At 66.7% G+C, this 20,469-nt stretch carries 19 protein-coding genes and 1 tRNA gene; 9 read left to right on the top strand and 11 right to left on the bottom strand.

Features of this window, described 5'->3' with window-relative positions; translation table 11 throughout:
* The first annotated feature begins 55 nt into the window (after nucleotides 1-55).
* Nucleotides 56-778, top strand: a complete 723-nt coding sequence (locus ACQY5A_RS02320) for an SHOCT domain-containing protein (protein ID WP_428338757.1) — start codon at nucleotides 56-58, stop codon at nucleotides 776-778.
* A gap of 8 nt (nucleotides 779-786) precedes the next feature.
* Here the strand turns inward: ACQY5A_RS02320 and ACQY5A_RS02315 are convergent, their stop codons facing one another.
* Complete coding sequence (locus tag ACQY5A_RS02315) at nucleotides 787-1,410, bottom strand: MBL fold metallo-hydrolase (protein ID WP_428338756.1); 624 nt, start codon at nucleotides 1,408-1,410, stop codon at nucleotides 787-789.
* Nucleotides 1,411-2,496 (bottom strand): S-(hydroxymethyl)mycothiol dehydrogenase, encoded by a 1,086-nt coding sequence (locus ACQY5A_RS02310; RefSeq protein ID WP_428338755.1) that lies wholly within the window; start codon nucleotides 2,494-2,496, stop codon nucleotides 1,411-1,413. It lies immediately after the preceding gene.
* Nucleotides 2,497-2,535: 39 nt separating this feature from the next.
* Between ACQY5A_RS02310 and ACQY5A_RS02305 the strand changes: the two genes are divergently transcribed.
* Entirely contained in the window at nucleotides 2,536-3,360 is an 825-nt protein-coding gene (locus ACQY5A_RS02305; protein ID WP_428338754.1) for a serine hydrolase domain-containing protein, read from the top strand.
* A gap of 126 nt (nucleotides 3,361-3,486) precedes the next feature.
* Nucleotides 3,487-3,999 (top strand): DUF3145 domain-containing protein, encoded by a 513-nt coding sequence (locus ACQY5A_RS02300; protein WP_428338753.1) that lies wholly within the window; start codon nucleotides 3,487-3,489, stop codon nucleotides 3,997-3,999.
* Between the two features lie 45 nt (nucleotides 4,000-4,044).
* Here the strand turns inward: ACQY5A_RS02300 and ACQY5A_RS02295 are convergent, their stop codons facing one another.
* Together ACQY5A_RS02295 and ACQY5A_RS02290 are read right to left on the bottom strand one after the other, a co-directional pair.
* Nucleotides 4,045-5,001: a diacylglycerol kinase gene (locus tag ACQY5A_RS02295; RefSeq protein WP_428338834.1), complete on the bottom strand. Its 957-nt coding sequence runs from the start codon at nucleotides 4,999-5,001 to the stop codon at nucleotides 4,045-4,047.
* Between the two features lie 29 nt (nucleotides 5,002-5,030).
* A complete protein-coding gene (locus ACQY5A_RS02290) occupies nucleotides 5,031-6,611 on the bottom strand; it encodes an FAD-binding oxidoreductase (protein WP_428338833.1) in 1,581 nt (526 codons plus the stop codon).
* A 41-nt stretch (nucleotides 6,612-6,652) separates the two neighbouring features.
* Between ACQY5A_RS02290 and ACQY5A_RS02285 the strand changes: the two genes are divergently transcribed.
* Both ACQY5A_RS02285 and ACQY5A_RS02280 read left to right on the top strand, forming a co-directional pair.
* Nucleotides 6,653-7,216, top strand: coding sequence for a TetR/AcrR family transcriptional regulator (locus tag ACQY5A_RS02285; RefSeq protein ID WP_428338752.1), 564 nt, complete (start codon nucleotides 6,653-6,655; stop codon nucleotides 7,214-7,216).
* Complete coding sequence (locus ACQY5A_RS02280) at nucleotides 7,204-8,745, top strand: glycerol-3-phosphate dehydrogenase/oxidase (protein ID WP_428338832.1); 1,542 nt, start codon at nucleotides 7,204-7,206, stop codon at nucleotides 8,743-8,745. Before ACQY5A_RS02285 ends, ACQY5A_RS02280 begins: the two co-directional genes overlap by 13 nt.
* A 102-nt stretch (nucleotides 8,746-8,847) precedes the next feature.
* On the opposite strand, the gene ACQY5A_RS02275 is transcribed toward ACQY5A_RS02280, so the two are convergent.
* From ACQY5A_RS02275 to aceE, 7 genes are all read right to left on the bottom strand, one after another.
* On the bottom strand, nucleotides 8,848-10,269 hold the full coding sequence (locus ACQY5A_RS02275) for an acyl-CoA carboxylase subunit beta (RefSeq protein WP_428338751.1): 1,422 nt from the start codon (nucleotides 10,267-10,269) through the stop codon (nucleotides 8,848-8,850).
* 40 nt (nucleotides 10,270-10,309) lie between these two features.
* Entirely contained in the window at nucleotides 10,310-11,578 is a 1,269-nt protein-coding gene (gene kasB / locus ACQY5A_RS02270) for a 3-oxoacyl-ACP synthase KasB (protein WP_428338750.1), read from the bottom strand.
* 64 nt (nucleotides 11,579-11,642) lie between these two features.
* Nucleotides 11,643-12,893, bottom strand: a complete 1,251-nt coding sequence (kasA, locus tag ACQY5A_RS02265) for a 3-oxoacyl-ACP synthase KasA (protein WP_428338749.1) — start codon at nucleotides 12,891-12,893, stop codon at nucleotides 11,643-11,645.
* On the bottom strand, nucleotides 12,890-13,210 hold the full coding sequence (gene acpM / locus ACQY5A_RS02260) for a meromycolate extension acyl carrier protein AcpM (RefSeq protein ID WP_428338748.1): 321 nt from the start codon (nucleotides 13,208-13,210) through the stop codon (nucleotides 12,890-12,892). The genes kasA and acpM overlap by 4 nt, the downstream gene beginning before the upstream one ends.
* Before the next feature lie 108 nt (nucleotides 13,211-13,318).
* Nucleotides 13,319-14,227 (bottom strand): ACP S-malonyltransferase, encoded by a 909-nt coding sequence (locus ACQY5A_RS02255; RefSeq protein ID WP_428338747.1) that lies wholly within the window; start codon nucleotides 14,225-14,227, stop codon nucleotides 13,319-13,321.
* Nucleotides 14,228-14,355: 128 nt separating this feature from the next.
* Nucleotides 14,356-15,654, bottom strand: coding sequence for a PucR family transcriptional regulator (locus tag ACQY5A_RS02250; RefSeq protein WP_428338746.1), 1,299 nt, complete (start codon nucleotides 15,652-15,654; stop codon nucleotides 14,356-14,358).
* Nucleotides 15,655-15,714: 60 nt separating this feature from the next.
* Nucleotides 15,715-18,507 carry a pyruvate dehydrogenase (acetyl-transferring), homodimeric type gene (gene aceE, locus ACQY5A_RS02245; RefSeq protein WP_428338745.1) on the bottom strand — a complete coding sequence of 931 codons (2,793 nt, stop codon included), beginning with the start codon at nucleotides 18,505-18,507 and terminating at the stop codon, nucleotides 15,715-15,717.
* Between the two features lie 220 nt (nucleotides 18,508-18,727).
* Between aceE and ACQY5A_RS02240 the strand changes: the two genes are divergently transcribed.
* From ACQY5A_RS02240 to ACQY5A_RS02225, 4 genes are all read left to right on the top strand, one after another.
* On the top strand, nucleotides 18,728-19,300 hold the full coding sequence (locus ACQY5A_RS02240; protein ID WP_428338744.1) for a hypothetical protein: 573 nt from the start codon (nucleotides 18,728-18,730) through the stop codon (nucleotides 19,298-19,300).
* A 99-nt stretch (nucleotides 19,301-19,399) separates the two neighbouring features.
* A complete protein-coding gene (locus ACQY5A_RS02235; RefSeq protein ID WP_428338743.1) occupies nucleotides 19,400-19,825 on the top strand; it encodes a DUF3052 domain-containing protein in 426 nt (141 codons plus the stop codon).
* Nucleotides 19,825-20,286 (top strand): peroxiredoxin, encoded by a 462-nt coding sequence (locus ACQY5A_RS02230; RefSeq protein ID WP_428338742.1) that lies wholly within the window; start codon nucleotides 19,825-19,827, stop codon nucleotides 20,284-20,286. The genes ACQY5A_RS02235 and ACQY5A_RS02230 overlap by 1 nt, the downstream gene beginning before the upstream one ends.
* A gap of 56 nt (nucleotides 20,287-20,342) precedes the next feature.
* Nucleotides 20,343-20,414 (top strand) — tRNA-Val (locus ACQY5A_RS02225).
* Nucleotides 20,415-20,469: the final 55 nt, after the last annotated feature.

The following is a 20,469-nucleotide window of genomic DNA, read 5'->3' as shown; positions in this document are numbered from 1 at the left end:
TGCCTACCCGATGACGCGAGGTCCAAACTGCGCGGGTGTCTGCGACACTTTTTGGGTGAGCCGCAGCCGAGTCACGAAGGTCATGTTGACCACTGCGATCGTGCTCGTCGTCGGATCCGCGGTCGGCTTCATCGCGACTCTTTTTCTCGGCGCATTCGTATTCGACAAATACGACGCTTACGGCGAGGTTCCGGTCCCGGGGACGGGCAAGCTGCATTTGCCCGCCGGCCAGATCACCGTCAGCTTCCACACCGTGACGGTCGGCAATTCCTCCGGCGGCGGACTGCCGGTGCCACACCTGGTGCTGGACATCGACCCGCCCGCGGGTGTCGCCGAACCGAAGGTCACCGAAAATATCGGCGGCTCGACGTCGGTCAACAACGACATCCACCGCCGGGTCTGGGTGGCCGACATTGTCGCTGAAGGTAACTACATCATCACTACCAGCGGGGAGACCAGCGGATTCATCAGTCCTCACTTGGCTTTCGGTCACGACAGCTCGAACAATGCGTGGCTCGGCATCTGCGCCGGCGTGTTCGTCATCGGTCTGGTCGGCACGGTCATCGCGTCGGTGCGGCTGTCCCGCGCCAAACGCACAGAGTCGACGCCGTGGCCAATGGCGCCGCCGGCGACACACGCCGAGGGGCCGATAGACGTGCCGACCGATCAGGGAGTCAAGATTGAGCAGCTCAAAACGCTTGCCGCACTGCGGGATTCCGGGGCCCTGACCGAGAAGGAATTCCAGGACGAAAAACGCAGGGTGCTCGACGGCGGCTAGCGGGCCCTCTAGTGCCCTCTGGCTACCCACTCGTCGTAATGCACGATCTCGTCGCCGATGCTGGTGGTGTCGCCGTGGCCGGTGTAGACGACGGTATCGCCGGGAAGGCCGCCGAGCCGGCCGGAAATCGATTCCAGGATCGTCGGGAAATCGGAGAACGATCGCCCGGTCGCGCCGGGCCCGCCGGAGAACAGGGTGTCGCCGCTGAACACGGCACCCAGCTCTGGGGCGTACCAGCACACCGAGCCCGGCGAGTGGCCGGGCGTATGCAGCGCGTGCAATTCGAGACCGGCGACGCCGATTGTCTCGTCGTCAGAGACCGTGCGAAAGCTCTTGTCCGGGTGCGTCATCCGCCACAGCATGTCGTCGGCGGGATGCAGCAGGACCGGCGCGTCGAGCGTCTCGCCGAGTTCAGGCGCAACGGTCACGTGATCGTTGTGGCCGTGCGTGCAGATCACCGCTACCACATTGCGGCCGCGGACAGCGGCGACGATCGGCTCCGCGCTGTGTGCGGCGTCGAAGACCACCACGTCGGATTCATCGCCGACCAGCCAGATGTTGTTGTCGACATCCCAACTGCCACCGTCGAGTTCGAAGGTGCCGGAAGTGACGATGCGCTCGATGTTCGGCATCTACAAGATCACCACCGAACGCAGCACCGTGCCGTCGTGCATCTTGTGGAACGCCTCTTCGATATCGTCCAGGCCGATGCGTTCGGAAACGAACTTCTCCAGGGGAAGGCGGCCCTGCAGGTAGAGGTCGATCAGGGTGGGGAAGTCGCGTTCGGGCAGGCAGTCGCCGTACCAGGACGACTTCAGCGAGCCGCCGTGGGAGAAGAAGTCGACCAGCGGCATGTCGAGTTGCATGTCCGGGGTCGGAACGCCTACGAGCACAACGGTTCCGGCGAGATCGCGGGCGTAGAAGGCCTGCTTCCAGGTTTCCGGGCGGCCCACGGCGTCGATGACCACGTTCGCGCCGAAGCCGTCGGTGAGGTCCTGAACGGCCATGACGACATCGAGTTCACCGGCGTTGACGGTGTGGGTGGCGCCGAACTTCCGGGCCCATTCCAACTTGGTGTTGTCGGTGTCGATCGCGATGATCCGCCTCGCGCCTACGAGCGCAGCGCCGGCGATCGCTGCGTCGCCGACGCCGCCGCAGCCGATGACCGCGACGGTGTCGTCGCGGGTGACCGCGCCGGTGTTGATCGCGGCGCCGAGACCGGCCATCACACCGCAGCCCAGCAGACCGGCGACCGCCGGGTCCGCTTCGGGGTTGACCAAGGTGGCCTGGCCGGCGGCCACCAGTGTCTTGTCCGCGAACGCGCCGATGCCCAGTGCCGGGGTGAGTTCGGTGCCGTCGGTAAGCGTCATCTTCTGCTCGGCGTTGGAGGTGTCGAAGCACAGATGCGGACGTCCGCGCTTGCAGGCGCGGCACTGACCGCAGACCGCGCGCCAGTTCAGTACGACGAAATCGCCTGGCTCGACCAGGGTTACGCCGTCACCAACGGCTTCCACGGTGCCGGCGGCCTCGTGGCCGAGCAGGAAGGGGAACTCGTCGTTGATGCCGCCGTCGCGGTAGGTCAGGTCGGTGTGGCAGACACCGCACGCAGTGATGTCGACGACGACCTCGCCGGCACCTGGGTCGGGAATGACGACGTCGACCACTTCGACGGGTTCGCCTTTTTTCCGCGAGATCACCCCGCGCACTGTCTGGCTCATGGGCTTCAACCTAGCGCTTGGTCAGTAGGCTGCTGCGCCATGGCCGTACTCGACGCAGTTGACGACTGGCCGGTGCCGAATGTGGCCGCTGCGGTGGTCGGGCCAACGAGCGTGCTGGCCACGCATGGCGACACTGAACGGCCGTTCGCGCTGGCGTCGGTGACCAAGCCTCTGGTGGCGCGGGCCGTGCAGGTCGCCATCGAGGAAGGCGCGGTGGAGTTGGACACCGCAGCCGGCCCGCCCGGATCGACCGTGCGCCACCTCCTAGCCCATACGTCCGGGCTGGCGATGCTCGACGGGCAGATCCTGGCCCGGCCGGGCACCCGCCGGATGTATTCGAACTACGGCTTCGCGGTGCTGGCCGAAACCATTCAGGAAGCGTCCGGCATCGAGTTCGCCCGCTACCTCGCCGAGGCGGTGCTGGAGCCGCTCGGGATGACCGCCACCCGCCTCGACGGCGGAGCGCAGACCGCCGGCTACGGGGCGACGTCAACGGTGGCTGATCTCGCGGCGTTCGCGATCGATCTGCTGTCACCCGCGACGGTGTCACCGGAGCTGCACGCTGAAGCGACCAGCGTTCAGTTTCCCGGCCTCGACGGTGTTCTACCTGGCTACGGAGTCCAGCGGCCCAACGATTGGGGCCTGGGATTCGAGATCCGGGACTCGAAAACACCGCACTGGACCGGCGCGCACAACTCGCCGGTCAGCTACGGTCATTTCGGCCAAACAGGCACGCTGATCTGGGCAGACCCGGTCGCGAGGCTGGCCCTGGTGGTGCTCACTGACCGCGATTTCGGCGACTGGGCCGTGCCGCTGTGGCCAGCAATTTCTGACAATGTGCTGAGCACCTACAACTCGGACTAGCGCAACATAGGCCTCACGGGGCACAATAGACACGCAAGGCACATCAATCGTTACACATCGCGTGCTTGTCGGATCTCTACAGGTCGTCGGGGAAGACGTCCCTCGTGGAGCCGAAGGAGCAACAAGATGCGTGCGTCGAATCAGTTCGCTGACGTGACGACAGGTGTGGTGTACCTCCACGCCTCACCCGCTGCGGTATGTCCGCATGTCGAGTGGGCGTTGTCGTCGACGCTGTCCTCCAAAGCCAACCTCAAGTGGACGCCGCAACCGGCCATGCCGGGACAACTGCGTGCCGTTACCAACTGGGTCGGGCCGGTGGGCACCGGCGCCCGGTTGGCCAACGCGCTGCGGTCCTGGTCGGTGCTGCGCTTCGAGGTCACCGAGGACCCCAGTGCGGGCGTCGACGGGCACCGGTTCTGCCACACGCCCCAGCTGGGCCTGTGGAACGGGGCGATGAGCGCCAACGGCGACGTGATGATTGGCGAGATGCGGTTGCGCACGATGATGGCCGCCGGCGCCGACGCGCTGGCCGCCGAGTTGGATTCGGCGCTCGGCACCGCCTGGGACGAAGCGCTCGAGGCCTACCGTGACGGTGGCGACGGCGCGGAAGTCTCCTGGCTCAACCGCGGGGTCGGCTAGGCCTCATCCGGCGAGCAGGCGCAGAATCGCACCGAAACTGCCGCCCTATTCGTGCGAGTCTGCATCTGCTCGCGGCGAAGCCGGCGCCCGCAGAACGTGCAGCGCGCCCGGCACCGCGGAGATCTGAGCGGGCAGCGTGCAGGCGAAATCGCCGTCGGCGTACGCGTTGATGCCCGGTGATTCGACGTCGACGGTTGTCACCCGGGCCGTCGTGACCTCGTCGAGACTGATGTGAGTGCCTTTGTAGACCGTCGGGAAAAGGCGGATAAGCCGGGTCCGCGACGCCGAATTCACCATGGTGATGTCGAGCAGGCCGTCGGTCGGATCGGCGTTGGGGCACACCAGCATTCCGCCGCCGTAGCTGCGGGTGTTGCCGAAGGCCGCGAGCGTGAGGTCGGTGACGATCTCGTCGCGGCCGTCGAGCACGAGTCGGAAGGGCAGCAGCCGCAACTGGGACAGTTCGGCGAGCATCGCGAGGTTGTAGCGCATCCGGCCACGCGGCCACTTCATCCGGTTGGCCCGGTCGGTGACCAGCGAATCGAATCCCGCCGCCGCCACCGTGCCGAACCACTTGGTGGTGCCGCCGCGGTCCCGAATGCGTCCCAGATCGATTGTCTCGGTACAGCCGTCGGCGATGATGTCGGCGGCGGCCACCGGATCTTTTGTCGGCAAACCGAATTCGCGCGCATGGTCGTTGCCGGTGCCAGCGGGGACGATACCCAGCGGAATGTCGGTGCCCGCCAGCGCTTGCAGGGCGTCGGCGATCACGCCGTCGCCGCCGACGACCACCAGCGCGTCGGTCCCGTTGTCGACCGCTGTGTACAGCAGGCGTCGCGCATGGTCGGCGTCGCTGCCGACAATGGCCACCACGTCGACGCCGCGCTGTTGCAGTCGAGTGATTGCCTTTCCGGCGGCGTGCGGGGCGTTGCCGTGTCCTGACGCCGGATTGGTCAAGACGGTCACTCGGCCAATCTGGCGCCGCTCCTCCTGGCCCTTACGGATCGCACTGCCCCGCTTATCGTCGCGACGCGTCACGGGATCAGCTTGCCCGGGTTGAGAATTCCCGCCGGATCCAGTGTCGCCTTGACCGCGCGCAACACCTGGACACCCAGGTCGCCGACCTCGTCGCTCATCCAGGGACGATGATCGGCGCCCACGGCGTGGTGGTGGGTGATCGTCGCGCCGGCAGCGACGATCGCGTCGCTCGCGGCGGTTTTGGCGGCGCGCCACTGCTCGATCGGGTTGCCGCGCTGCCCCGCGACGACGGTGAAGTACAGGCAGGCGCCGGTGGCATACACGTGCGAAATGTGGCACAGCACCAACGCCGGCGTCCCGGATTCGGCCAGTGCCGTCGTCAGCGCCTCGGTGACGGCGGCTTTCAGCGCGGGGATGTTCGACCAGTCGGTGGCCGTCTCGAGGGTCTCGCAGAGCGCGCCGTTGGCCAGCAGCGCGTCGCGCAGGTACGGCGCCCCGAATCGTCCGCGCTCCCATGCTCGGGCGGGGTCTTCGCCCAGCGATGTACCGCCCTGCGCGGTCATCAGCGCCCTGGTCTCGGCGTGCCTGCTCTCCGCGTGTGCCTGCGTGCCTTCGAACACCGTGATCGCCAGGCAGCCGCCCGTGGTCTGGGTGTCGCCGATGGATTCGGTGGTGGCCAGGTTGACCCCGGTTTCGGCCTCGTCGGAAAGCCGGATCACGGTCGGCCCGGCACCGGTCTGGGTGACCGTGCGCAACGCCGCAGCGCCGGTGGAGAAGTCGGGGAATGACCACGCTTCATAGCGGGTCGCCTGCGGTGCGGGGTGGACCGCCACCCGCACCCGGGTGATGATGCCGAACACGCCCTCCGAGCCGATGACCAGTTGCCGTAGATCCGGGCCGGCCGCCGACTGCGGTGCCCGGCCGAGATCCAGCACCCCGGCGGGCGTGATCACCCGCAGCCCGCGGATCATGTCGTCGAACCGCCCGTAACCCGAAGAGTCCTGCCCCGACGAGCGGGTCGCGGCGAAGCCCCCGAGGGTGGCGAACTCGAAACTCTGTGGAAAGTGGCCCAGCGAAAACCCTTGCGCACCAAGGAGTTCTTCGGCGCGCGGTCCGGTGACACCGGCACCGAACTCCGCCTCGCCGGACACCTCGTCGAAGTCCGACAGTTGGTCGAAGCGTCGTAGATCCAGCGACACGGCCGCGGCGAAGTCGCCGCGGATCGGATCGAGCCCGCCGACCACACTGGTGCCGCCGCCGAACGGGACGACGGCGATACCGTGCTGCGAGCAATACCGCAGGATCCCGGCCACCTCGTCGTCGGAGCCGGGCAGCAGCACCGCATCGGGAGCGTCTTGCGGGCCGGAGTCCCTGCGGCGCAACAGGTCCAGTGTGGACTTGCCGCCGGCGCGCAACAGGCGATCTCTGTCTTCGACGCGGACATGATCCGGCCCGACGATCGCGGCCAGCGCCTCGCGGTGGTCCGTCGCCAACTCGGACGGCCGCAGCCGCACCTGGTCGGCGTCGAGTTCGGGTTCGGCTGAGGCCGTGACGCCCAGAGCCTGGGTCAACAGTGAGCGGATGCCGTCGGAGAGCGGCTTGGCGTGATCGGGGTCGCCCCAGGCATTCCACTTCATCGGGGGGAGCAAGTCGGCAGACATGCGTTACAGTATTACACATGCTGTCAATCAGTAACGCACCGGTGCAGGATCGCATTCTGGCGGCCGCCGCAAGCTGCGTGGTCGATTTCGGCGTCGATCGTGTGACGCTGGCCGAGATCGCGCGGCGGGCGGGCGTGAGCCGCCCGACGGTGTATCGCCGCTGGCCGGACATCCGTTCAGTGCTAGCCGCGCTGCTGACCAGCCACATCACCGAGGCCGTGGCCGAAGTGCCGGTGCGCGGACGCGATCGTGCGGCCCTGGTCGAGCGGGTGGTCGCGGTGGCCGAGCGGCTCCGGGGTGACGACCTGGTGATGGCGGTGCTGGGCTCGGAGCTGGCGCTGGTCTACATCGCACGGCGGTTGGGCAGCAGTCAGCAGATGCTGATCGACGCGCTGGCCGAGGAGCTGTCGGTCGCCCAGCGCGCCGGCAGCGTGCGCGCCGGTGATCCTCGGCAATTGGCCGCGATGGTGCTGCTGATCACCCAGTCGACGATTCAGTCCGCCCAGATCGTCCGGCCGATTCTCGACGCCGATGCGCTGGCCGCCGAACTCGCCTACTCGCTGAACGGATACCTGTCGTGACGTCGACCGCCCTCAATGCCGCCCGTCGCAGCGCCGACCTCACCGCCCTGGCGGATGGCGCTCCCATCGACGTCGTCGTGATCGGCGGCGGCATCACCGGTGTGGGCATCGCATTGGACGCGGCATCGCGGCACCTGCGGGTGGCGCTGGTGGAAAAACACGACCTTGCCTTCGGGACCAGTCGATGGAGCTCCAAGCTGGTGCACGGCGGGCTGCGTTATCTGGCGACCGGCAATGTGGGAATCGCCCGGCGCAGCGCCGTCGAGCGCGGAATCCTGATGACCCGCAACGCCCCTCACCTGGCCCGAGCGATGCCGCAGCTGGTTCCGCTGCTTCCGTCGATGAGCCGGGCGAACCGGGCATTGGTGCGCGCCGGGTTCCTGGCCGGCGACGTGTTGCGCAGGACCGCGGGCACGCCCGGGTCCGTTTTGCCGGGCTCGCAACGTATTTCGGCGCAACGCGCGATCGACCTGGCCCCGGTCGTTCGGCGTGAGGGTCTCGACGGCGGTCTGCTGGCTTACGACGGACAGCTGATCGACGACGCCCGCCTGGTCGCCGCTATCGCGCGGACCGCGGCGCAGCGCGGTGCCCGGATTTTGACCTACACCGCCGCATCGCAGGCTACCGGCACCTCGGTTACGCTGACCGATCAGCGCACCGGCGAATCGTTCGACATATCCGCGCGCGCGGTGATCAATGCCACCGGGGTGTGGGCGGGGGAGATCGACTCGTCGCTGAAGCTGCGCCCCAGCCGCGGCACCCATCTCGTCTTCGACGCCGAGACTTTCAGGAATCCCATAGCGGCGCTGACCATTCCGATCCCCGGCGAGCTCAACCGGTTCGTCTTCGCCATGCCCGAACAGCTCGGACGGATCTACTTGGGCCTGACCGACGAAGAATCACCCGGGCCGATTCCCGATGTGCCACAACCGACATCGGGGGAGATCGCCTTTCTACTGGACGTGGTGAACACCGCGCTGGGCATCACGTTGGACCATGACGACATCATCGGCTCGTATGCGGGGCTGCGGCCGCTGATCGACACCGGCGCCGGCCACACCGCCGACATCTCGCGCGACCACGCCGTTGTCGAGTCGGCGTCCGGGTTGATCAGCGTGATCGGCGGCAAGCTCACCGAATACCGGCACATGGCCGAGGATGTCCTGGACCGCGCAATCGAATTGCGCAGTCTCGACGCCGGCGCGTGCCAGACACGAAACCTGCCGTTGGTGGGCGCGCCGAGCAACCCGGGGTCGACGACCGCGCCGATGGCCGGGCTGCCCGAGTCGCTGGTGCTTCGGTACGGCGCCGAGGCGGCGAACGTCCTCGCCCAGGCCACCTGCGAGCGTCCCGCCGACGCGGTGGCCGACGGCATCGACGTCACGCGCGCGGAATTCGAGTACGCCATCACCCACGAGGGTGCGCTGACCGTCGACGACATCGTCGACCGGCGCACCCGAATCGGGCTGGTGGCCGCCGATCGCGAAAGGGTCACCTGTACGGCCGAGGAGCTGCTGGGCCAGACGTAACCGTGCCGCAGGACCACGCGGTATCCCACGAACGTAACGCCACTGCGATTTGCCCCCTAGCATTTCGCAGTGGCGTTACGCTCGCGCGGAAAAACGTGCGGCTTACAGCGGGATGTTCTTGTGCCGTCCGCGCCGGGCCGGTGCTTCAGCCAGCGCTTCGGTGATCCGGCTGCGGGTGTGGGCGGGGTCGATCTTCTCGTCGACGACGCCGATCTCGATCGCGTTGTCCACACCACCGGCGATCCGCTCGTGCTCCGCGGCAAGCTCCTCGTGCAGCGCCTCGCGCTCGTGATCCTCGGCGGCGGCCAGCTTCTTCTTGTGCAGAATGCCGACAGCCGCCTTCGCGCCCATCACGGCGACTTCAGCGTCCGGCCAGGCGAACACCTTGGTAGCACCCAACGAACGCGAGTTCATCGCAATGTAGGCCCCGCCGTAGATCTTTCGGGTGACTAGCGTGACGCGCGGGACGGTGGCCTCACCGAACGCGTGTAGGAGCTTGGCCCCGCGGCGAACGACGCCGCCCCACTCCTGGTCCACGCCCGGCAGGTACCCGGGTACGTCGACGATGACGACCAGCGGGATGCCGAAGGCGTCGCAGAGCCGCACGAAACGTGCTGCCTTCTCGGCGCTTTCGGAGTTCAGGCAGCCGCCCAGGCGCAACGGGTTGTTAGCCAGCACGCCCACCGAGCGTCCCGACAAGCGGCCCAGGCCGACCACCATCGACGGGGCCCACTTGGCCTGGAACTCGTCGAACGGTGCATCGGCATCGAGCAGCGCGTTGACCAGCGGGTGCACGTCGTAGGCGCGTCGCGGTGACTCAGGCAGCAACGCGTGCAGGTCGGTCTCGTGCGCTTCGGCTTTGCTGCGGTCGAAATGCCCCTGCTGGCAGAACAATCCGATCAGCCGGCGACCACGCTGGTAGGCGTCGTCCTCGTCGTCGGCCACGATGTGGCACACGCCGGACTTCTTGTGGTGGGTGTCCGGGCCGCCGAGGGAGGCCATGTCGACGTCTTCACCGGTGACGCTGCGGACGACGTCCGGCCCGGTGACGAACACCCGGCCCTCCGGCGCCATGACGACGACGTCGGTCAGCGCCGGCCCGTAAGCGGCGCCACCGGCGGCGAAACCGACCACAACGGAGATCTGCGGGACGTACCCGGACGCCCGGATCATCGCCTCGAACACCAATCCGACTGCATGCAGGGCCTTTACGCCCTCAGCCAGCCGCGCCCCTCCGGAGTGCCAGATGCCCACGATCGGGCTCTGCTCCTCGATCGCGGTGTCGTAGGCGTTGACGATGTGGGTGCAGCCCTCGAGTCCCATGGCGCCGCCCATCACGGTGCCGTCGGTGGCAAATGCGATGGCGCGCAGGCCATTCACGGTTCCGCCTGCGGCGAGCACGCCGGAGCGGTCGCGCTCGTGCAGCAGTTCGATGCTGCCGTCGTCGAAAAACCTGCTCAGTCGCAGCAGCGGGTCGCGCGGGTCGAGCGATTCGTCGATTGCCTCAGGGGCCAGTGTCGTCATCGCAGGTCTCCTCGTGTCATTGCCGTTCGCGGATCCGGGATCAGTAACGGCCAAATGCCAACGCCACGTTGTGCCCGCCGAATCCGAACGAATTGTTGATCGCGTACTGGTAGTTGCCTTCTCGCGGCTTACCCGCCACCACGTCCAGGTCGACCTCGGGATCGAGGTTCACCAGGTTCAGGGTGGGCGGGATGATCTGTTCGCGTAGCGCCATCACAGTCAGGATCGACTCCACAGCGCCGACCGCTCCGACGGAGTGGCCGAGGGCTGACTTAGGTGCGTAGACCACGGCGTTGCCGCCGTGTGCACCCAGGGCCCGGTTGATGGCTTTGCCCTCAGCCAGGTCGCCGACCGAGGTGCCGGTGGCGTGGGCGTTGATGTGGTCGATGTCGCCCGGGGTGAGGCCGGCGAGCTGGATCGCCCGCGTGATCGCGTGCCCGGCGCGTTCGCCGTTGGGGTCAGGAGCCACCATGTGGAAGCCGTCGGAGGTGACGCTCGCCCCCATAATTCTTCCCAGGATCTTGGCTCCGCGCGCTTTGGCGTGCTCTTCGGTCTCGATCACCATCAACGCGCCGCCCTCCCCGAAGACAAAGCCGTTGCGGTCTTTGTCGAACGGTCGGCAAGCGCCGGCCGGGTCGTCGTTGTTCTTCGACAACACGATGCGCATTGCGGCGAACGACGCGATCGGCACCGCCTCGATCTTGGTCTCGACGCCACCGCACACGGCGATGTCGGCCTCACCGAGCACGATCTGCTGCCAGGCACGGGCGATGCCCTCCGAGCCGGAGGCACAGGCCGACACCGGTGTCATCACCCCGGCCTTGGCGTGGCGTTCCAGACCCACCGCCGCCGATGCGCCGTTCGGCATGTACATCTGCACGCCCAGCGGGTTGACACCTCTCATGCCGTGTTCGCGCATTTTGTCGTACCCGAGAACCAGCTCCTCGCTCGAGCCCATTCCGGTGCCGATGGACACCATCAACCGGTTGGTGTCCACCTCGGGCGAGCCCGCGTTTTCCCACACCCGCCGGTTCAGCACGGTGGCCATCCGCTGCAGGTAACCCAGCCGGCGGTTTTCGATCCGAGTCAGCTGGCTGTCGAATTCCTCGACGAGGTGCCCGCCGATGCGGACCGGTAGGTCAAAGGCCTCGACGAACGGGTCGTCGAGCGTACGAATCCCACTTTGTCCGTCCAGCAGCAGTTTCCACGTGGTTTCCGCGTCAGATGCGAGCGCAGTCGTCATGGCGAACCCGGTGACGACCACATTCGGGAAACCGTTCCCGGTAGTCAAACTTGACGATGTTGTCATGCGAGCTACGTCCGCATCCTTTCCTGCTTGTGTACTTGTCCGGCATCATCGCCGGACGCCGTGCTCAGTAACGCCCGAAGGCCAACGCGACGTTGTGTCCACCGAAGCCGAACGAGTTGTTGATGGCGTACTGGTAGTCGCCGTAACGTGGCTCGCCCGCAACAACATCGAGGTCGATTTCGGGGTCAGGCGTTTCGTAGTTAAGTGTCGGCGGGATCACGCCATCTCGCAGCGCAAGCACCGTCAGGATGGACTCCAGCGCACCCACCGAGCCGATGGAGTGACCAAGCGCGCCCTTGGGCGCATAGACCGCGGCATGCTCGACACCGGCGACCCGGATGGCGTTGGCCTCAGCGGTGTCGCCGATCGGTGTCGCAGTGGCGTGGGCGTTGATGTGGTCAACGTCCTTGGGAGACAAGCCCGCAAGCTCCAGCGAGCGGGACATCGCCCGTCCGGCGCGTACCCCATCGGCGGCCGGGGCCACCATGTGGAACGCGTCCGAGGTGATGCCGGCACCCATCAACCGGGCCAACGGCTTGGCGCCACGGGCCTTGGCGTGCTCCTCGGTTTCAAGGATCATCAACGCGCCGGCCTCGCCGAACACGAAGCCGTCACGGTTCTTGTCGAACGGCCGCGACGCCCTTTCGGGGTGTTCGTTATTGGTCGACATGGCCCGCATCATCGAGAACGCCGCGATGGGCAGCGCCTCGATGTTGCCCTCGACACCACCGCAGACCGCGAAGTCCGCGTCGCCCATGACGATCTGCCGCCATGCGTGCGCGATGGCCTCCGATCCGGACGAACATGCCGACACCGGCGTCATCACCCCGGCGCGAGCGCCGAGCTGCAGGCCGACGACGGCCGCAGCCCCGTTGGGCATGATCATCTGCACGGCGAGCGGGGACACCTTGCGGGGCCCGCCCTCGTTCATCAGGTCGTAGCTCTCGACGATCTTCTCGGCGCCACCGAGCCCGGTGCCGACCACGACCGTGAACCGATCGGGGTCGACCTCGGGGCTGCCGGCGCTCTCCCAGAGCTGACCGCTGAGGTGCTTGGCCAACCGTTGGACATACGACATACGTCGCAGGTCCAGCCGGCCCATGTGGTCGTCGATGGATTCCTTGAGGTGCCCGCCGATTCGCACCGACAGGTCCCACTTGGTGACGAACTCGTCTTCGAGGACGCGGATGCCGCTTTCGCCGGCCAACAGACCCTTCCACGTGCCTTCGACGTCCGGCGCGATTGAGGTTGTCGCCTCGACGGCGGTTACCACAACGTTGGGGTAGCCGCCGTTAGCAGTGGAAGGTTTGGTCACTTTTGGTCGACCGCCGCGGAGGAGTCCGTCTCGAACTTGGCGCGCAGTGCCTGAGCAGCTTCGGGGTTCTCTTCCTCGAGCTTCTGGATGTAGTTGACGACGTCACCGACGGTGCGCAGACCGGCGAGGTCTTCGTCGGGGATCTTCACGCCGTACTTGTCCTCGGTCTGCACGGCGATCTCCACCATCGACAGCGAGTCGATGTCCAGGTCGTCGACGAACGACTTCTCCGGGGTGATCTCCGAGGGCTCGATACCGGTGACCTCTTCGATGATCTCGGCGATACCGGCGATGATTTCCTGCTGGCTGACGGACACGTTGTGTTTCCCTTCGTAATGTGTTGAGTACTGCTTGTTGACGTGCTTTGTGCGGTTGTAACAGTGAACGGGTTCGTAGCTTCGGCCTGGTGGCCAACTTTTTGGGGGTTACAGCTCTCCCAAACCGTCGAGGTCTGCGGGGGTCTTGACGGCGTGCGTCGGTGTCCCGCGGAGTTCACGTTTGGCGATGCCGGATAGAGCCCCAGCCGGTGGGAACTCGACAATCGCCGTCACACTGCGCTGACGCAGCGTCTCGGAGCACAGGTCCCAGCGCACCGGCCGGGTCAGCTGTGCGACAAGCTTTTCCATCGCGTCGGCGGCCGAACTCACCGGCTGGCCGTCGCGGTTGGACAGGAGAATAGCGGTCGGCTCGGAGGTCGCGACATCATGCGCGGCCGCAGCGTAACCCTCGAGGGCCGAGCCCATGAACTCGGTGTGGAAGGCGCCGGCGACGCCCAGCGCGCGCACCCGGGCCTTCTCCGGTGGGTCTTCGGCGAGCTTGTCCAGCGCGCTCAGTCGGCCGGCGGCCACGATCTGGCCTGCCGCATTGCGGTTGGCCGCGACCAGGTCGAGTTGTTCGAGACGTGCCAGAACCTCGGCCTCGTCGCCGCCGAGAACCGCCGACATTCCGGTCGGCTCGTTGGCGCACGCCTTAGCCATCTCGGCACCGCGGGTGGCGGCCAGTGCCACGGCGTCGTCGGCGGACAGCACGCCCGCGATGGCATAAGCCGCGATTTCACCGACCGAGTGCCCGGCCACTACACGCTCTTGGTCGGCGAGCAGACCGCGCGTCGTCAGCTCCTGGTACGCGAGCAGCGTGGCGGCCACGATCAACGGCTGGGCGATCGCAGTGTTGGTGATTTCCTCAGTCGAGGCGGTGGTGCCGAGCCGCGCGAGATCCAGCCCGCTGGCCGTGGACCACGACGCCAGGCGGTCTGCGGCGCCGGGCAGTTCCAGCCACGGCGACAGCATCCCTTCGGTTTGCGACCCTTGTCCGGGCGCTAGCAACGCAATCACGTTATTAAGGGAACACTGTGAAGACGTCTTTGGGCCGTGTAACAGATTATGAACCTTGTCTTATGTTTTTGTGGAAACTCCACAAAACAGCACGCGATGCGACGTGTTCGATATCGCGCCGCAATCTGTCAACCGGCTTCGGCGGTATCCGTGGGCGTGATCAGGTCCTTCTCTGCCCGGCGCGTGACGGGAGTCACGATGGCACTCCCAGCGCTGGACTGCTGCGCCTGGTAAGTGAGGTGGCCGACGGTCGCTGCCACCCGCAGGACGTACGCGTCGCGCGGGATGGTCGGATCGCGGCCGGTGAAGTCGGCGATCCGGCGCAGTCGATAGCGCACCGTATTTGGATGAACGAACAACTTGCGAGCACACGACTCGATCGCCCCGCCGCAGTCGAGATAAGCGTCCAGGGTCTCGGTGAGAGTCGGGCCGGCGTCGGCGAGCGGTCGCATCACGTCGGTGTGCAACGCCGCGATGGCCGAGGGATCGCCCATCAGAGCCCGCTCCGGTAGCAGTTCGCGCGCCAGGACGGGCCGCGGCGCACCCCGCCAACCCGTCACGGCATTCATCCCGGAGATGGCCTCGCTGGCACTGTGGTACGCCGCGGTCAGCATCGGCGCTGTCGGGCCGATCACCACGGGTCCGTCGGAGAAGGCGTCCAGCAGGGCGCCGTGGACCTTCTCGGTCTGGGTCAGCTGTCCGGACACGATGGCCACCAAATACGTGCCGTGTACGTCGGTGAGTGCGGCGCGTCCGTGACTGGCTGCAATGTCGCGAACATCCTGGCTGGCTTGGCTTTCCCGGCCCGGCGGCGGGGTTCCCACCACCACGGTCGCCGGGGCGGTGGTGTCCCAGTTCAGTGCCGCGGCCCGGGACAGCAACTCCGGGCCGGTGTCGCCGCGCACCACGGCGTCGACGACGCTGGCCTCCATCCGGCTGTCCCAGTTCCCGCGGGCCTCGGCGGCGTCGGCGTAGGCCGTGGCGGCGCTGAACGCGAGATCCCGGCTGTATTTCAGGATCCCGACCGTCATCGCGGTCAATTGTTCTTCGGAGCGGGCCACCAGCGGAACCACTTCTTCGAAGAACTCCATCGTGACCCGCAGCATGTCGACCGAGTGCCGCAGCGCGATCTGCCGGGTCAGATCCTGCGGCATGAGCTCGAAGGCGCGCGCGGTGTAGTTGATGTTGCTGCCGGGATCGGCCATCCACTCCACGAAGTTGACGACCGCGGTCTGCACGACCAGCGCCAGGCTGGCCCGCTGGGAGGCTTCCAGCTCGGCGAAGAACGGCAACCGGTCCTGCATGGCGTTGACCGCTTCGGTCGACAGCCGCCCGGAGTACTGCTTCAGACTGCGCAACAGCGACTCGGGGACGCTGTCCAGCAGATCCAGCGTCGTGCGGGGCGTCGGGAACTGCTTGTCGCTCATCCCTAAAAGCTACGCCGCTTTTATGGATGATTCCGCTAAACGCGCCGCGTCAACCCGGCCTCAGGCCCCCGGACCGGGGTCGGAGGTCTGCGCGGGCGCGGCCTGCACGTCGTCGATACGGTACTGCCGCACAGCTGCCACCGGCACCGACGGGTCGATCTCGCCATCGCGGGCCAGCGCTTCCAGCACCGCCACGACCTGGGACTCGGCATCGGTATTGAAATAGCGGCGGGCGGCGGGCCGGGTGTCGGAGAAGCCGAACCCGTCGGTGCCGAGCGTGACGTACCTGCCCGGCACCCACGGCCGGATCTGCTCAGGGACAGCCCGCATCCAGTCCGAGACGGCGATAAACGGGCCGGTCGATGCTGACAACGCCTGTGTCACGTAGGGCTCGCCCGCCGGCTGATCGGGATGGCGTAGCCGCTGCGTCTGGATCGCGACGCCGTCACGGTTGAGTTCGCTCCAGCTCGTCACCGACCACACGTGGGCGGCGACATCCCATTCGGCGGCCAACATCTCGGCGGCCCGCAGCGCCGCCGGCATCGCCACCCCGGAGGCCAGGATGTTGGCGGTGCTGGTGCGGTGCTCGGTGGCCGGCCGGTAGCGATAGATGCCGCGCAGCACACCCTCGGGGTCGAAGTTCTCCGGCTCGGGCGGCTGCACGTAGGGCTCGTTGTAGATGGTCAGGTAGTAGAAGACGTTCTCGGCGTTCTCGCCGTACATACGGGCCAGCCCGGCTTCGATGATGTGGGCGATCTCGAAGGCGAACGCCGGGTCATAGGAGAGCACCGCCGGGTTGGTGGCGGCCAGCAGCAGCGACTGACCATCGGCATGCTGGAGGCCTTCGCCGGTCAGCGTGGTGCGCCCGGCGGTGGCCCCGAGCAGAAAGCCGCGGGCCATCTGGTCGGCGGCCGCCCACAGCCCGTCGCCGGTCCGCTGGAAACCGAACATCGAATAGAAGATGTAGATCGGGATCATCGGCTCGTTGTGGGTCGAATACGACGTGCCGGCGGCGGTGAATGAGGCGACCGACCCGGCTTCGTTGATGCCTTCGTGCAGGATCTGGCCGATCTCACTTTCCTTGTAGGCCAGCATGAGGTCGGCGTCGACCGCGGTGTACAGCTGGCCGTTGCGGTTGTAGATCTTCAGCGACGGAAACCACGAGTCCATCCCGAACGTGCGGGCCTCGTCCGGGATGATCGGGACTATCCGATTCCCAATCTCTTTGTCCCGCAACAGTTCTTTGAAGGTTCGGACCGTCGCCATCGTGGTGGCGACCTCTTGGTGTCCGGATCCCTTTTTCAGCGGTGCGTAGATGTCGCGACCCGGCAGCCGCAGCGTCTTGGTCTTGGTGCGCCGCTCGGGGACGAAGCCGCCCAGTGCGTGGCGCCGCTCGAGCAGGTAGCGGATCTCCGGGGCCTCCGCGCCGGGGTGGTAGTACGGCGGCAGGTAGGGATCCTGTTCGAGCTCCTCATCGCTGATCGGGATCCTGATGGCGTCGCGGAAATCCTTGAGATCCTGCAGCGCAAGCTTTTTCATCTGGTGGGTGGCGTTGCGGCCCTGGAAGTGCGCACCCAGCGAGTAGCCCTTGATGGTCTTGGCCAGGATCACCGTCGGCTGACCGTGGTGATCGACCGCGGCGCGGTACGCGGCGTAGACCTTGCGGTAGTCGTGGCCGCCGCGCTTGAGGTTCCAGATCTCGGCGTCGGTCATCTGCTCGACCAGCGCCTTGGTGCGCGGGTCGCGGCCGAAGAAATGGTCGCGAACGTAGGCCCCGTCGTTGGCCTTATAGGTCTGATAGTCGCCGTCCGGGGTGGTGTTCATCAGGTTCACCAGGGCGCCGTCGCGGTCGGCGTGCAGCAGCGTGTCCCACTCGCGGCCCCAGACCACCTTGATGACGTTCCAGCCCGCGCCGCGGAAGAACGACTCCAACTCCTGGATGATCTTGCCGTTGCCGCGCACCGGGCCGTCGAGGCGCTGCAGGTTGCAGTTGACCACGAAAGTCAGGTTGTCCAGCGCCTCGTTGGCGGCCACCTGAATCAGACCGCGGCTCTCCGGCTCGTCCATCTCGCCGTCGCCGAGGAACGCCCATACGTGCTGATCCGAGGTGTCCTTGAGGCCGCGGTCGTGCAGATAGTGATTGAACCGGGCCTGGTAGATGGCGTTCATCGGGCCCAGGCCCATCGACACCGTGGGGAACTCCCAGAAGCCAGGCATCAGCCGGGGATGCGGGTAGGACGGCAGCCCGCCGCCGGGATGGCTGTGCTCCTGCCGGAAGCCGTCGAGTTGGTCGGCGGTCAGCCGGCCCTCGAGGAAGGCCCGGGCGTAGATGCCGGGGGAGGCGTGCCCCTGAATGAACACCTGATCGCCGCCGCCCGGATGCGCCTTGCCGCGGAAAAAATGGTTGAACCCGACCTCGTAGAGCGCCGCCGAGGACGCGTACGTCGAAATATGCCCGCCCACACCGACTCCCGGGCGCTGCGCGCGATGCACCATGATCGCGGCGTTCCACCTGATCCAGGCCCGGAAGCGACGCTCGACGTCCTCGTCGCCGGGAAACCACGGCTCCATCTCGGTCGGGATCGTGTTGACGTAGTCAGTAGATGTCAGCGCCGGCAGCGCCACCCGCTGTTCACCGGCCCGCTCCAGCAACCGCAGCATCACATAGCGCGCCCGCGCCGGCCCCGAGTGCTCCAACAACTCGTCGAAGGATTCCAGCCACTCGGCGGTTTCCTCCGGATCGATGTCAGGCAGGTAGGACGCGACGCCTTCGCGGATCACCCGCACCCGGTCGGGTTCGCTTGTGCCGGTTGGATTCTTGGCCAGATCGTGGCGGACGAACTCGGTGGTCAACGCACTACTCCTTTGTAGGCGGCCGACCGGCTTGTGGCTGATCGAGCCGTCGCGGATTGACGTCTTGGCTTGTGTCTCGGTGCTGCGGCCCCTATGGGGGATGCTCCTATCGTGCCGCACCGGATGTCGCGCCGCGCAGTCCCTGGGCAACCCAGTCCACGGCGCCACCATCGCGGCGGCCGACGGCGCGCGCCGATGTCACCCGGTAACGTCTGAACCTGTGCGGATCGGATGGCTTGGCTGGCCCGGATGGCCTGCTGCTGCGCGGGCGGCGGGTGGTGTCGCGGCCGTCCTGATCGCCGTCGTCGGGTGTACGACCGTCACCGACGGCTCACCGGGCGCCGATGACGCTGTCGCCCCCGCCTACCGGACGTCGGTGTCTGTCTCGGCTTCCGAGTCGTCGGTCACCTCGAGCATCAAAGAATCGCGGCATCAGCAGTCGCTGACCACGCAGGCCATCTTCCAGGTGTGCAAGGCGTTTGCCGACAGCAGCAAAGAAGCGGTCGACCGAGTCAACGACTATGTCGCCGCCACCAATCAGGGCCGCGACACCTCGGGCACCGAGCAGCCGGCGATCGATGCCCTCAACCACAGCGCCGAGACCGTCGCGGGGGACAACAACGGCCCGGTGTCGCAGCAACTGCGGGAGGCGCTCAACGCGTACAACGACGCCGCACGTGAGGTCGCGAGCGCGATTCGGGCGCACGCCGGGATCGACCAATTCAATCAGCGGGTCAACCAGCTCAACGACACCAAGACCACAGCGGTCAAGCTTTGTCGGGCGTCCCTTTGACACGGCTGATGTGCAACGCTTCGTGCTATGCGACGATTAAATGCATCGCACGGCGTATTTGACGCTCGAGTGGCTTGGAACTGACAAGGAGGTCGAACGGTGGTGGCCGCGGATGACGCCCCGAGCTTTGCCCGCAAACTGGGCATCCAACCAGGGCAGGTTGTCCAGGAGTGGGGTTGGGACGAGGACGCCGACGACGATATCCGCGGGGATGTCGAAGATCTAACCGGCGGCGAGATGCTCGACGAAGACACCGATGAGGTGGTGGACGTCGTCTTGCTGTGGTGGCGCGACGACGACGGCGACCTCGTGGACACACTGATGGACGCGATCGCCTCGCTGGCCGACGATGGCGTGATCTGGGTGCTCACGCCCAAGACCGGCAAGCCGGGCCATGTGCAGCCCGCTGAGATCGCGGAATCGGCGCCCACCGCGGGGCTGATGCCGACCTCGTCGGTCAATCTCGGCGACTGGAGCGCCAGCCGTCTGGTGCAACCGAAGTCGCGAGCGGCCGGACGTCGCTGATGCTGCCGGTCGGTAGCACCGCACCGGACTTCACGCTGCACGACCAGAACCGACAGCCCGTCACCCTCAGCGACTTTCGCGAAGCCAAAGACGTGCTGCTGGTCTTCTTCCCGCTGGCCTTCACCGGCATCTGCCAAGGCGAACTCGACGGTGTGCGTGACCATTTGCCCGACTTCGAGAACGACGACCGCGTGGTGTTGGCGGTCTCGGTCGGACCCGCGCCCACCCACAAGGTGTGGGCCACTCAGAGCGGGTTTTTGTTCCCGGTGCTCTCGGATTTCTGGCCGCACGGGGCCGTCAGCCAGGCCTATGGCGTGTTCAACGATGCCGCTGGCGTTTCCAACCGGGGCACGTTCGTGATCGACCGGTCCGGAACTATTCGGTTCGCCGAGATGAAGCAGCCCGGTGAAGCCCGTGACCAGCGGCTGTGGGTCGACGCCCTGGCGGCCCTAAACGCTTGAGTCGTCGATCCGCGTTTTGGGCGCCGAGTGGTCGGGGCGGTATCTTTGCCCGGCACGGGCGCGTAGCTCAGTGGTAGAGCTCTGGTTTTACACACCAGCGGTCGGCGGTTCGATACCGTCCGCGCCCACCGATGTTTGCGCAGTTCACCTCATATGACGGTCTTTCGCTGAGCCGGGCCACCT

It is taken from the genome of Mycobacterium sp., assembly GCF_965277065.1.
Taxonomy (GTDB): domain Bacteria; phylum Actinomycetota; class Actinomycetes; order Mycobacteriales; family Mycobacteriaceae; genus Mycobacterium.
The sequence above is the reverse complement of the archived record's forward strand: the minus strand, read 5'-3'. Positions and strand labels throughout refer to the sequence as shown.

Coding starts and splice junctions, on each gene's coding strand:
- ACQY5A_RS02230 (WP_428338742.1), top strand. CDS start 19,825: ATGCTGCCGGTCGGTAGCACCGCACCGGACTTCACGCTGCACGACCAG.
- ACQY5A_RS02315 (WP_428338756.1), bottom strand. CDS start 1,410: ATGCCGAACATCGAGCGCATCGTCACTTCCGGCACCTTCGAACTCGAC.
- ACQY5A_RS02250 (WP_428338746.1), bottom strand. CDS start 15,654: ATGAGCGACAAGCAGTTCCCGACGCCCCGCACGACGCTGGATCTGCTG.
- ACQY5A_RS02300 (WP_428338753.1), top strand. CDS start 3,487: ATGCGTGCGTCGAATCAGTTCGCTGACGTGACGACAGGTGTGGTGTAC.
- ACQY5A_RS02285 (WP_428338752.1), top strand. CDS start 6,653: ATGCTGTCAATCAGTAACGCACCGGTGCAGGATCGCATTCTGGCGGCC.
- ACQY5A_RS02275 (WP_428338751.1), bottom strand. CDS start 10,269: ATGACGACACTGGCCCCTGAGGCAATCGACGAATCGCTCGACCCGCGC.
- ACQY5A_RS02305 (WP_428338754.1), top strand. CDS start 2,536: ATGGCCGTACTCGACGCAGTTGACGACTGGCCGGTGCCGAATGTGGCC.
- kasB (WP_428338750.1), bottom strand. CDS start 11,578: ATGACAACATCGTCAAGTTTGACTACCGGGAACGGTTTCCCGAATGTG.
- ACQY5A_RS02310 (WP_428338755.1), bottom strand. CDS start 2,496: ATGAGCCAGACAGTGCGCGGGGTGATCTCGCGGAAAAAAGGCGAACCC.
- ACQY5A_RS02290 (WP_428338833.1), bottom strand. CDS start 6,611: ATGAAGTGGAATGCCTGGGGCGACCCCGATCACGCCAAGCCGCTCTCC.